The organism is Cedecea davisae (assembly GCF_044095835.1).
Taxonomy (GTDB): Bacteria; Pseudomonadota; Gammaproteobacteria; order Enterobacterales; family Enterobacteriaceae; genus Cedecea; species Cedecea davisae.
In genome coordinates, this window is the sequence record NZ_CP172054.1 from 2727180 (window position 1) to 2739847 (window position 12668).

General features: G+C 56.1%; 11 protein-coding genes. 5 read left to right on the forward strand and 6 right to left on the reverse strand.

Going from position 1 to position 12668, the window contains the following annotated elements:
- Positions 1-5: 5 nt before the first annotated feature.
- From ACG1VR_RS13040 to ACG1VR_RS13050, 3 genes are all read right to left on the reverse strand, one after another.
- On the reverse strand, positions 6-1661 hold the full coding sequence (locus tag ACG1VR_RS13040; protein WP_395489006.1) for a glucan biosynthesis protein D: 1656 nt from the start codon (positions 1659-1661) through the stop codon (positions 6-8).
- Positions 1662-1931: 270 nt separating this feature from the next.
- Entirely contained in the window at positions 1932-2708 is a 777-nt protein-coding gene (locus tag ACG1VR_RS13045; protein WP_395491108.1) for a transporter substrate-binding domain-containing protein, read from the reverse strand.
- A gap of 11 nt (positions 2709-2719) precedes the next feature.
- The gene (locus ACG1VR_RS13050; RefSeq protein WP_039898166.1) at positions 2720-3889 is read right to left on the reverse strand and encodes a pyridoxal phosphate-dependent aminotransferase; all 1170 of its coding nucleotides are present in this window, start codon (positions 3887-3889) and stop codon (positions 2720-2722) included.
- 118 nt (positions 3890-4007) lie between these two features.
- Here ACG1VR_RS13050 and ACG1VR_RS13055 point away from each other — a divergent pair, with 118 nt between their 5' ends.
- Complete coding sequence (locus tag ACG1VR_RS13055; protein WP_395489007.1) at positions 4008-4859, forward strand: LysR family transcriptional regulator; 852 nt, start codon at positions 4008-4010, stop codon at positions 4857-4859.
- Here the strand turns inward: ACG1VR_RS13055 and ACG1VR_RS13060 are convergent.
- Positions 4846-6348, reverse strand: a complete 1503-nt coding sequence (locus tag ACG1VR_RS13060; RefSeq protein ID WP_395489008.1) for a carboxylesterase/lipase family protein — start codon at positions 6346-6348, stop codon at positions 4846-4848. The genes ACG1VR_RS13055 and ACG1VR_RS13060 overlap by 14 nt on opposite strands.
- Before the next feature lie 41 nt (positions 6349-6389).
- On the reverse strand, positions 6390-7733 hold the full coding sequence (locus ACG1VR_RS13065) for a VOC family protein (RefSeq protein ID WP_395489009.1): 1344 nt from the start codon (positions 7731-7733) through the stop codon (positions 6390-6392).
- 379 nt (positions 7734-8112) lie between these two features.
- Between ACG1VR_RS13065 and ACG1VR_RS13070 the strand changes: the two genes are divergently transcribed.
- On the forward strand, positions 8113-9036 hold the full coding sequence (locus ACG1VR_RS13070) for a LysR substrate-binding domain-containing protein (protein ID WP_016536178.1): 924 nt from the start codon (positions 8113-8115) through the stop codon (positions 9034-9036).
- Between the two features lie 24 nt (positions 9037-9060).
- Here the strand turns inward: ACG1VR_RS13070 and smrA are convergent, their stop codons facing one another.
- Complete coding sequence (gene smrA, locus ACG1VR_RS13075; RefSeq protein WP_039898163.1) at positions 9061-9624, reverse strand: DNA endonuclease SmrA; 564 nt, start codon at positions 9622-9624, stop codon at positions 9061-9063.
- Between the two features lie 379 nt (positions 9625-10003).
- Here smrA and ogt point away from each other — a divergent pair, with 379 nt between their 5' ends.
- From ogt to uspE, 3 genes are all read left to right on the forward strand, one after another.
- Complete coding sequence (gene ogt, locus ACG1VR_RS13080) at positions 10004-10519, forward strand: methylated-DNA--[protein]-cysteine S-methyltransferase (RefSeq protein ID WP_039898162.1); 516 nt, start codon at positions 10004-10006, stop codon at positions 10517-10519.
- Between the two features lie 197 nt (positions 10520-10716).
- Complete coding sequence (fnr, locus tag ACG1VR_RS13085) at positions 10717-11469, forward strand: fumarate/nitrate reduction transcriptional regulator Fnr (protein ID WP_147293938.1); 753 nt, start codon at positions 10717-10719, stop codon at positions 11467-11469.
- A 134-nt stretch (positions 11470-11603) separates the two neighbouring features.
- Positions 11604-12554: a universal stress protein UspE gene (gene uspE / locus ACG1VR_RS13090; protein WP_395489010.1), complete on the forward strand. Its 951-nt coding sequence runs from the start codon at positions 11604-11606 to the stop codon at positions 12552-12554.
- Positions 12555-12668: the final 114 nt, after the last annotated feature.

The following is a 12668-nucleotide window of genomic DNA, read 5'->3' on the forward strand; positions in this document are numbered from 1 at the left end:
GATGATTAACGCATTTCGCGGTCGTCGACGTATTTACGCTTGTCCGGCGGCGGCGGGAAATACTGATAAAGCCAGGTTTCACTGATGGCCTTGCCCTGGCAACGCAGGAACATGCGCATCTCAACCGGGTCGGTGGAGTCGTTGGTCGGATACCAGTCAAACAGAATGCGGTAACCGTCAAACGGCTCGACGTAGAGGATCTCAACCTGCTTCGCTTCGCCGTTGGAGAGCGTAATGACCGGCTCAATGCCCTTCGGCGCGGCGGCTTTCAGGTCACTGCCAACAAAGTCGATGGCAAAGCGGCGCGACCATTTTTCCGGGAAGTGCTCGCCCGGCGCCCAGCCTTCCGGGAAGCTGCCCATGCCGGTGCGGGTGGCGTAAACGCGCGCCAGCGGCGTAGTAACCGGCGGCAGACCGCTCCAGTAGAGGCGGTATTTGAAATCGAACTCATCCCCGGCTTTCACCGGCTTTTCCGGCTGCCAGAAGCAGACGATGTTATCCAGCGTTTCACCGGTGGTCGGGATTTCCATCAGGCCAACGGTGCCTTTGCCCCACTTGTTGCGCGGCTCCACCCACAGGCTCGGGCGCTTGTTGTACCAGCCCATGATGTCCTGGTAGCTGGCAAAATCGTGATCCAGCTGCAGCAGGCCGAAGCCCTTCGGGTTCTCATCCATAAACGCGTTGAATTGCAGCTTTTGCGGGTTATTCAGCGGGCGGCAAATCCACTCGCCGTTACCGCGCCACATGGCCAGGCGGTCGGAGTCATGAATTTGCGGATGAATGGTGTCGCAGGTGCGGCGTTCATTGGTTCCGCAGGCGAACATGCTGGTCATCGGCGCGATGCCCAACTGCTTGATGTCTTTGCGGGCAAACAGGTGGTTATCCACATCCATCACTACGCGCTCGGACTCGCAGCTGATGGTGAACTTATACGCGCCGGTGACGCTCGGGCTGTCCAGGAGGGCATAAACCACGAAAGTAGTGTCGGAAGCTTTAGGCGTTTCGAACCAGAACGAGGTGAAGTCCGGGAACTCTTCCGGCGTATCGGTAAAGGTATCAACGGCCAGGCCACGCGCGGAAAGGCCATACTGATATGTGCTGTCCACGGCGCGGAAGTAGCTGGCGCCGAGGAATGAAACGACGTCACGGCGGGCAAGTTCTGGCGCTTTAAACACTTTTAAGCCGGCAAAACCGAGATCGGTCTGGCCTTCAAGCTGCCTGGTATCGACGCCCGCGTCGTTGTAGTTAAACAGCTCCGGGCGGAAGTGGATTTCGCGAGCCTGGTGGGTTGCGGAGTCCAGGGAAAACATTCTGACACGGCGGCGGAATCCCATACCAACGTGGAAGAACTGCACGTCGAGCTGGCGATTGTCGATATTGTTCCACAGGGAATGATCGGCATCGTACTGGATGCTGTTGTAGGCCTGAGGCGTCAGGTTGGCAAGGGTATTTGGCAGCGGTCGGGGTGCGCCGCCCCAGGGTTTCTTCGACAGGTCATGGGCCATTCCCTGTAATACCGCAAAGTCGAACGCGGTGGAGTGGCCGTCCGCAATGCCGGACTCGGCTGCAAAGGCGCTTCGGGAGAACAGCGTGGCAAGGGTCGGCGTGCCGCAGGCAGCGGCGAGAGCCATAGAGGCCTGGATAAAACGTCTGCGATTCATGCCTGAGAAATCGTCCTTATGTGTCGATGTGTTTCGTCCCGCCCGGCGGGCAGAACAGCGGCAAGAGACTGCTACCTGTACGACCGCACACTCTAGACAAAATTCACAATGAATCCAATGGGCGGCGAAGCTTTCCGGGGATTGAACGAAGGTTTTTTTTATGGAAACCAGATATAGCCGAAAATTTTGCAATTCTCCGGCAAGAAAAGGCGGCACGCGAGGAGATATCGCCCCGGAGCTGCACGCTTATCGGGGCGATATCTGACGGGGTTATTTCACGCTAACGTCGATACCGGGGAAGAATTTCTGCGCCAGCTTCGTTACGGTGCCGTCGGCTTTAACTTTGTCGATGGCCGCATCCAGTTCTTTTTTAGTGACAGCGTCACCTTTACGCAAACCAAAACCGATCCCGCTCCCGAGAATGGTGTCGTCGCTCACCGGCTTGCCGATAAAGCCAAAGCCTTTGCCCTGCGGCGTACTCAGGAACCCGGCCTGACCGGCGGCGGACATCACCAGCGAGGCGTCGATACGGCCATTCAGCAGGTCGGCCCAGGCCATATTCTGGTCTTTGTACGACACGACGCTAACGCCCTGCTTTTCCCAGTGCTCTTTCGCGTAGGTTTCCTGAATCGAGCCTTGCAGAACGCCGATAGTTTTGCCTTTCAGCCCCTCCGCCGTGGCTTGCAGGCCACTGCCTTCTTTGCCCACCAGCTGGGAAGGAATCCGGTAGATTGGCTGGGTAAAATCAATGCTTTTCTGGCGCTGGGCGGTAATGTTCATCGCCGAGTTGATGGCGTCGAATTTCTTCGCCGCAAGCCCCGGGATCAGTGCGTCAAACGAGGTTTCAACCCAGGTGCATTTGAGGCTGGCTGCCTGGCAAATCGCTTTCCCCAGTTCAATATCAAAGCCTTCCAGCTCGCCCGCGCTGTTGCGGCTTTCAAACGGCGGATATTCGGCTTCGAGGCCATAACGCAGCTCGCCGGCCGCCAGCGCAGAAAACGAAGAGCACAGCCCAATAAGCAAACTAAGCGCATAAATTTTTTTCATCATGACCCCTTTCAGCGTGGCTTAACCCGGCACAGCGCCTGCGCGCCCGCCCGTAATGTGGCTTCATCTTTGGCAAATGACAGTCTGATAATTTTGTTATCGGTACCGTCGGTATAAAACGCAGAGAGCGGGATGGTTGCCACTCCGTATTCGGTAATCAAACGCTTCACCATTTCGCTGTCGGACTCGTCGCTGAAGTGGCCAAAACGAGCCAGCAGGAAGAAGGATCCGGCGCTCGGCAGCAGCTCGAATGGCGACTCCGCCAGCAGAGACTGCATTAAATCACGCTTGCGCTGGTAAAGGCTCGCCAGCGAGAGATAAGTTTGCGGATCGCTCATGTAATCAGCAAAAGCGTGCTGCATTGGCGTATCGGCTGAAAACATCAGGAACTGATGCACCTTGCAAATCTCATCCATCAACGCGGCGGGCGCCAGGCAGTACCCCACGCGCCAGCCGGTAACATGGAAGGTTTTGCCAAACGATGAAACGATAACGCTACGCTCGGCAAGCTGCGGGTGCGTGGCCATGCCGTGGTGCTTTTGTCCGTCAAACACGATGTGCTCGTACACTTCGTCAGACAGGACAACGATATCCGTATTACGGGTCAGCGCCGCCAGCATTTCGAGGTCATGAGCGCTGAACACCTGCCCGCTTGGGTTATGCGGCGTGTTGACAATAATCATGCGGGTACGCGGCGTTATGGCAGCGCGCACTTCATCCCAGTTGATGGTGAAGTCAGGCAGGCTGAGCTTAAGGGCAACCGGCGTTGCGCCCTGGAGCCGAACAATCGGCGCGTAGCTGTCAAAAGAGGGTTCGAAGTAGATAACTTCGTCGCCGGGGTGTACCAGTCCGCCGATAGCGGAATACAGCCCTTCGCTGGCGCTGGCGGTAACCAGCACTTCATCCGCCGGATCGTAGGTTGAGCCGTAAAGCGCCGCGACTTTTTCAGCAATAAGATTTTTCAGCGACGCAAGTCCGGTCATGGACGCGTACTGGTTATGCCCCTCCTGCATTGCCCTGGTGACTCCGGCAATAAGCTGCGGGTCGCAGGGGAAGTTGGGCGCGCCCTGAGAAAGGTTGATCGCCTTATGTTGGGCGGAAAGCTGACCGATAACCGTAAATATGGTGGTTCCTACATCCGGCAGTTTTGAACGATGTTGCACCGGGGTTTGCATGGCCATAGCCGCTCCTGAACAATATGCGATTTGCATAACTATTCAATCCGGATGCGATTGCCACGACAATCGAATTGTTGTCATAATAGCCATGCAAAAAATGCATAGCTCAACGGAGAGCATCATGACGCGGCGCAATTTTCCCCTGAATACTCTGGACGCTTTTCTCGTCACCGCCAGGCACCTGAACCTGACCAGGGCCGCGAAGGAACTTTGCCTCACCCAGGGCGCCGTCAGCCGCAAAATTGCCGCCCTCGAACAGTGGCTTGGCTTTGCGCTTTTTGAACGCCACGCGCGCGGGCTGCGCCTTACGCCACAGGGCAGCGCCCTGCTCCCGGAATTACAAAGCGCGTTCAATAATCTGCTGGACGTAGCCGACCGCGCCTGCCACAAGCCAGAAATTATTCGTCTTAAAGCGCCAACCTGCGCGATGCGCTGGCTGGTGCCAAAGCTGATTCAGCTTGAACAACGCATGCCGGAGCTACAGGTTGCGCTGACCACGACCGTTGAGCACGGCGTGAACTTCAAAAATGAGCCGTTTGACGCGGCAATTGTTTTTGGGCAGTCGGCGAAAACCGGCACGCTGTTGTTCGAGGAGGCGCTGACGCCGGTTGTAAGCCAGAGTCTGCTGCCAAAAGAAGATAGCGGCTGGGAGAGACTGACATTTTTGCATCCAACGCGGGACCGCACCGACTGGTCACTCTGGCAGACCGGGTTTTCTGCGCCCTGGCGGGCAATGAGTAAAAATCAGCATTTTGACACTATGGATCTTGCCATCAGCGCCGCTATTCAGGGGTTTGGGATCGCCATCGCCGATGAAACGCTGGTGGCAGAAGATATTCGTACCGGGCGGCTGGTCAGGCCGTTTGATCGCAGTGTAAAAACCGGTGCGGGCTACCGTCTGGCGGTTAAACCCGGCAGCGAGCACGCCGCCGGGCTTGAAGCATTTTGCCATGAGTTGCTCAGTCAAGGCTGACGTGATGCTTCATGACCCGCTTAAACAGCTGCATTCTCATGCGCATAAAGCGGTTTTCCACTTTGAACCGCGCCCGCGAGTGAACGCCTAACCGCATCGTTCGGTCCTTGCCGCGAACGCAGGCAGGCCAGCTTAGCGGGCCCGGTATCGCTTTACTGTGGGGACCGGCGCTGCGGGCAAAACGGGTCCAGTAGTCACAAATTTGCCCGGCAAACGTGAGATCGTTTTGGTTGACGTATTCACTTGCGGGTGGCGTCAGACTTAACGTGTCAAAAACATACGGCACTTCGTTGCCGTGCCAGGTGCCGTTGGCATAGGTTTTACGTTCCGCCTCCGCCACATAATCAAAATAGTAGCGCCAGCAGGGCTGATTGACCCGCTGCTGGGCCTGCATCACAACAAAACCCAGCGTGGTAAAAGCCATATCGCGGCACACCTGTCGCCCGAGTTCGGCGTCCCCTTTCACTCCGGGATACAGCAGTTTGATAAGCCCCAGTCCGAAACGCCGCTCCCGGCGCAGCAGTTCGACCTGCCCGGCAGGATCGATGCCGAAGTAGCTCAGCACGCTTGCCTCGTCGCTGTTGCTCCCGACCATCAAGGGCATGCGGTGCTGACGCCCGGCGAAGAATATATCCAGCATCGGCTCAGGCAGCACGACGTCGCCGGAGATTGGCGTTGGACCAATGTTAAGCGGCCCTTCAAGTGTCCACAACCCATCCGCAGGCAGAGCGCGGAGTTCGTCCGCTGTGGCATTTTGCAGCCCGTAATGACCGGCCAGCGCTACGCCACGTTTCAGGGCTTTCTTCCTGTCGACATCCGGCAACGTGTAGGCGCTTTGTATAATGCCTTTGTGGAAAAGGTTTTTCGCCAGCGGCGACGCCAGCAGCGAAAGCACGCTACGCGCCCCGGCAGACTCGCCAAACAGCGTGACATTCCCCGCGTCGCCGCCGAAAGCAGCGATATTTTCCTGCACCCATTTCAGGGCAGCAATTTGGTCTAAAAGCGCGAAATTATGAACCGGGCCGTCGGGATTTTCTTCATCCAGCGCCGGGTGGGCGAAAAAGCCGAGATGGCCAAGACGGTAATTCACCGTCACCAGGACTACATCCCGCGAGGCGAAGGCTGCTCCATCGTAGGGCGGCAGCGAGCCTGCGCCGATAGTGTAGCCCCCACCGTGCAGCCAGACCATAACCGGCAGCGGCTCAGCATCCCGCCGGACCGGGGTCCAGATATTGAGATACAGGCAGTCTTCAGAAAACTGGCCGGGATCGCCGCCGCCAACCGCTTTGCAGTATTCGAGGCTTTGCCAGCATGCAGGCGCAAATGTATCCGCCTGGCGGATACCCTGCCAGTGCGCCGGGGGACGAGGCGCCCGCCAGCGCAGTTCACCCACCGGCGGAGCGGCAAAGGGGATGCCGCGATAGACCGCAACTTTCCCCTGAAGAACGCCGCTCAGTCTCCCCTGAGCAACGCTAACAACTTGTTCCATCTGCTGTTCCTTGTTACTGACACTCCAGCAGGGTAGCGCGTTTACAGCAAACCGCAACGGCGTTTACTGCGATCCTCGGCCTGCTGATAGAGGGCGAACTCGTCTGCAACCTCTGCGCCAAGGGCCTGTTCAAACTCGCTGCGGCTGGAATGGCCGTGCTGCCGTTGACCGCCGTCGCTGCCGAGGTTTGACTGGAAAATACCCGCCGCGCTGACCGGGAGGAAATCTTCATAAATAACCGGCTGCGCCACCAGCCAGCCGCGTTCTATAAGCAGCTGCGGGTCGTCGCCTGGCTTGATTGACTGGCGGTGCATTTCGCCAACGGGCGTCAAACGATAGCGGAAATAGGCCAGCCCCTGGCGGCGCAGCAGCGCGTCGCTGTCCGGGAAACGGCTGAACACTTCGTGTAAATGCTGCTGGTGGCTGAGATTATCCGTGCCGTTGCCCGCCGCCAGCAGCAGTTCGTCGTACAGCGCCCGGCCTTTCGGCGTCAGCGCTACGCCGCGCTGTTCTATTTCGCCGAAACGGGCGGTATGCGTTCCGTGATGCTCACCGGCGAACAAAATAGGCTCTTCCAGCGCTTTAAAGCTGGTCTGGCGCAGTAAAATCGGGCGCTCGCGGCGCGGCGGCCCTTCGATAATGGCTTTTGGGGTAATTCCGCGCTCCGGCATCAGCGACTGCACGCGGTCGATATCGAGCGTGCGCGGGGTCAAATGGTTAATGTGGCAGCCACGGAAGCAGACTACATCGGCGATCAGCCGGTGCTCATCATGCAACGCGCGGTAGGTTTCGGCGTCAACCGTTGCGTGCTGATGCCAGCGGAATGTTTCCAGCGCCTCGGCCACAAACTCATCGGCCTGCGCTTCGCTAAAACCGCCTTGTTGCTCATAGAGATCCAACATTTCGCGACAGCGCGGGGTAAAAATATCCCGCTTCGCCAGAATGGCCGCGGCTCGGGTTCTGAGTTCGGGGTTATCAATCAACTCAAGGCGCAGCAGCGAGGTAAAAACGCGAAACGGGTTACGGGCCAGCGCCTGGTCATCCACCGGGCGAAACGCGGTTGAATGCACCGGCACGCCCGCCTGCGAGAGATCGTAATAGCCGACAGGGTGCATCCCCATCACCTGAAAAACTCGCCTGAGGATGGCCAGTTCTTCCGCTTTCCCCACCCGAATCGCGCCGTGGCGTTCCACGTTGAGCCTTGCCAGCTCGTCGGCATTTTCCAGCTGCTGATGCAGTTCCGGGTCGTTTTCCAGCACCGCGAGATTCACATCGGCCACAAGTTCTAACAAAGTGCCGTACTGCGGCACTTCTTGCTGGTACATCGCCGACATAGCTTGCGAAAATTTGTCCCGAATCTCATCGGCCGTGATGGTGTTCGCCATGATGTCATGCCTCCAGTGGATATTGCTGAAAGCGTAGAGCCTGGCGAGTCGGCCAGGTGGAAGAATTTCCGTTTTGTGATCTGCTTTGCAGCGCCTAAAAAGTAATTTGTTTCAGCGTATTACATAACATCGTGTTATGAGAAATCGCTGGCCCGCAGATTCTAAATTAACAATAAATTAACTAAAACAGGCGAGGCTAAATTCTGCTGGCGATGCCGCTTTTCGGCACTATCTGGTTATCCTGCTGAGCAAAAATTCTTCTGATATAAATCGCTTATGTTGCTATCCATAGCCAAATGTTAATGATATTTTGCAATCAGGTTATCAAAATCAAACAACGAAGCTTGTCAGCACAACCGGTCTGTTTTTAACATCGCCTATGGAAAAAAATGCTCTTTTCAGTCAGCGCATTCGCCTGCGCCATTTGCATACTTTCGTAGCCGTCGCCCAGCAGGGAACCCTGGGTCGCGCGGCTGAAACCCTTAACCTTAGCCAGCCAGCGCTCTCCAAAACCCTTAATGAACTGGAGCAGTTGACCGGCACCCGCCTGTTCGAACGTGGCCGCCTCGGCGCGCAATTAACCCTGACGGGCGAGCAGTTTTTGACCCATGCGGTTAAAGTTCTCGACGCCCTGAATCATGCCGGGCAGTCGTTTAACCGCAAAGACGAAAACGGCCCGGATGTGGTGAGAATTGGCGCTTTGCCAACCGCTGCCCTGGGCATTTTGCCGACGGTAATTGGCGAGTTTCATAAGCAACAAAGCGACGTGACGCTTCAGGTTGGCACCATGAATAACACCATGCTGCTGGCGGGGCTTAAGTCCGGTGAACTGGATTTGGGCATCGGGAGGATGTCTGACCCGGAGCTGATGACCGGGCTAAATTATGAGCTACTATTCCTTGAGTCGCTGAAGCTGGTGGTGCGCCCTAATCACCCTCTGCTGCATGAAAACATTACCCTGAGCCGGGTGATGGAGTGGCCCGCCGTCGTTTCGCCGCAGGGAACGGTGCCGCGTGATAACGCCGAATCGCTGCTGGCGGCCCAGGGCTGCAAGCTGCCTTCGACCTGCATCGAGACTCTTTCTGCCTCGCTTTCGCGTCAGCTTACCGTGGACTACAACTACGTCTGGTTTGTGCCGTCCGGCGCGGTGAAGGATGATTTGCGCCAGGGCACGCTGACCGCGCTGCCGGTCGCCATTCCGGGCGCAGGCGAGCCTATCGGCATTCTCACCCGGGTGGACAGGCCGCTTTCAACCGCCGCACAAATCTTGCTTTCTTCGATTCGGAAATCTATGCCGGGTTAAAAACAACGAAGCGCAGCCGTTTTTTCAGCGGCTGCGCTTGGCGTGTTTTTCCCAGGTTTCGAGCTTGGCCTGCTCGGACTTTTTCAGCGCCACATAGCAGGCACCGCTCCCGCCGTGGTGCGGCATCGCCACGCAAAAAGCCTGAACTTCGTCGAATTCCACCAGCCAGCGGGCGAGAAAACTGCGCACTACATTGGGGTGAGATTTATCTTCGCGCCCTTTGCCATGAACGATCAGCAGATTACGCAGGCCGTCCTGCTTCGCCTGCATAATGTAAGCGAACAGCAGTTGGCGGCAGCGTTCCACCGGCTGGCGCAGCAGGTTCAGGCTCGCCTGCTGGCTGTATTTTCCCTGGCGCAGCTTGTCCAGCACGCCGTTCTGCAGCCCTTCCCGTTTATACTCAAGCTGCGTACCCAGCGGCACGATTTCCAAAAAATCTGTAGTCAGGAAGTTATCCAGCTGGAGCAGGTCCGGCTTAGCGACGATGTGCTCTTTTTGAGGTTTGATCCACTGGCTGTCCGCGCAGTTTTTCAGCGGCTTGACATCCTCCATGGCGTCAAGAAAAAGCGATTTGTCGTCAAGGTTCACGGTCAATCCTCCTGCATTATCTGCGGCTACTATAACCTCGCATTTGCCCCGGCTCAACGGGTCTGCCGGGCGCAAAACCATCGGTTCGGCAGTTCATTATTTGGAAACCCAGATTCCGCAACCGCAAATAATCGCTTTGCCTGTTCGTTAACAAAACGTGAAATAAATAACAGACTCACGAATAAATAATAATTCCGCCATCAGGCCTGCCTGAGCAGCATTTTATTTATCTCATCTATGAATAAATCTACCCGCAGGCGAGCCCGGTTATTATGCTAATCCTTTTGGGGTCTGGTTGCCTTCCGGCAGCGCGTGCTATCTTTTGCTTCGGATAATTGGCCCGGGTATTCGCCCTCGCCTGCGTGAAACGGAGCAAGCTGTGCTGACGATTCTGGAAGATAAAATTGACACCCCGGTGGGTCCACTATGGATTTTATGCGACGAGCAATTCAATCTGCGAGCCGTGGAGTGGGAAGAGCATAGCTCCCGCATGGAGCAGTTGCTGAATATTCATTATGGCACCCGGGGATTTCAGCGTATTGGCAGCGTTAACCCCAACGGGCTGAGCGACAAGTTGCGTGACTATTTTGAAGGCGATTTGGCGGTAATAGACGCGCTGCCGACGGCAACCGCAGGCACCGATTTTCAGCGCCAGGTCTGGCAGGCGCTGCGCGATATTCCGTGCGGAAAAGTGATGCATTACGGAGAGCTTGCCGAACAGCTAGGCCGCGCCGGTGCTGCAAGAGCGGTTGGCGCCGCCAATGGCTCCAACCCGGTAAGTATCGTCGTGCCCTGCCATCGCGTTATCGGCCGCAACGGCACAATGACCGGGTATGCGGGCGGCGTTGCGCGTAAAGAATGGCTTTTGCGACATGAAGGTTATTTATTGCTGTAAGCAAATAGTGCCAAAAGTGCGGCTATTTTTTCCAGAATAAGGACGCCGTTCTTTAACGTTTCAACAAATTCAAAGAGATGGCGAGTTATTTTTTGCCGCCATCCTCTATTATCATCCGAATAGCGTTCTGCCAGACTTACTCTACCGGCAAAAAGATGTTAAAATTGACCAATATCAATTACGGTCAGAGCATATCTATGATCCCTGAAAAGCGTATTATTCGACGAATTCAGTCTGGCGGCTGCGCTATCCATTGCCAGGATTGCAGCATTAGCCAATTATGCATCCCCTTCACGCTTAATGAGCATGAACTCGATCAGCTCGATAATATCATCGAGCGTAAAAAACCGATTCAAAAGGGACAAACCCTGTTTAAAGCGGGTGATGAACTGAAATCGCTGTACGCTATTCGCTCAGGCACCATAAAAAGCTACACCATCACCGAACAGGGCGATGAGCAGATCACCGGCTTCCATCTGGCGGGCGACCTGGTCGGCTTTGACGCCATCGGCACCGGCCATCATCCGAGCTTTGCTCAGGCGCTGGAAACCTCAATGGTTTGTGAAATCCCGTTTGAGACGCTTGATGACCTGTCCGGCAAGATGCCGAGCCTGCGTCAGCAGATGATGCGCCTGATGAGCGGCGAGATCAAAGGCGACCAGGACATGATCCTGCTGTTGTCCAAGAAGAATGCTGAAGAGCGCCTGGCGGCGTTCATTTATAACCTGTCCCGTCGCTTCGCCCAGCGTGGTTTCTCTCCGCGTGAGTTCCGCCTGACCATGACGCGCGGTGACATCGGTAACTATCTCGGTCTGACGGTTGAAACCATCAGCCGCCTGCTGGGTCGCTTCCAGAAAAGCGGCATGCTGGCGGTGAAGGGCAAATACATCACCATCGAGAATATCGACCTGCTCTCTGATTTAGCGGGCCAGTCGCGCAGCGTCGCGTGATAACCGCCCTCCTTTGCCGGATCGCCTTTTCTCTGTTTTATTGATCCGGCAAGGGCTGCCCACCTGTTTCATTCCCTGCTTATGGGTTAATCTTACTTTACAGACTGTGGTTAAGCAGTTGTAAGGAGACCTGTATGGCAAACTACCAAAACATGCTAGTCGCGATTGACCCCAACCAGGACGATCAACCTGCCCTGCGGCGAGCTGTTTATTTGCATCAACGGATTGGCGGCAGAATCAAAGCCTTCCTGCCCATCTATGACTTTTCCTACGAAATGACCACGCTTCTGTCACCTGACGAACGTACGGCGATGCGCAAAGGCGTTATCAGCCAGCGCACGGCATGGATCAAACAGCAGGCCCAGTACTACATCGAAGCCGGTATTCCTATTGATATCAAAGTGGTGTGGCATAACCGCCCGTTTGAAGCCATCATCCAGGAAGTGATCGCCGGCGGCCACGACCTGATGCTAAAAATGGCGCACCAGCACGATAAGCTGGAAGCGGTTATCTTTACGCCAACCGACTGGCATTTGCTGCGCAAATGTCCTTGCCCAGTGTGGATGGTTAAAGATCAGCCCTGGCCGGAGGGCGGTAAGGCGCTGGTGGCGGTTAACCTCGCCAGCGAAGAGCTGTACCACAATGCGCTGAACGAAAAGCTGGTTAAAGAGACCCTCAAGCTTGCCGACGATGTTAACCACACCGAAGTGCATTTGATTGGCGCCTACCCGGTGACCCCAATCAATATCGCGATTGAACTCCCCGACTTTGATCCCAGCGTGTACAACGATGCGATACGCGGCCAGCACCTCGTTGCGATGAAGGCGCTGCGCCAGAAATACGCTATCGATGAAAAAATGACCCACGTCGAGAAAGGGCTGCCCGAGGAAGTGATTCCTGATATAGCGGAACATCTCCAGGCGGGGATTGTTGTTCTGGGCACGGTTGGGCGAACAGGCCTGTCGGCGGCATTTCTTGGCAACACCGCCGAGCAGGTTATCGACCATCTTCGCTGTGATCTACTGGTGATAAAACCGGACGATTACCAGACGCCGGTCGAGCTGGATGACCCCGAAGACGACTAGCTGAAGCCTCTGAAGTAATGCAGCCCGCCACCAATCTGGCGGGCTTTTTATTGGCCTTCGGGATAGCGCTCTGTTCCGTTCAGACAAAAAAAAGCCGCCCCTTTGGGCGGCCTC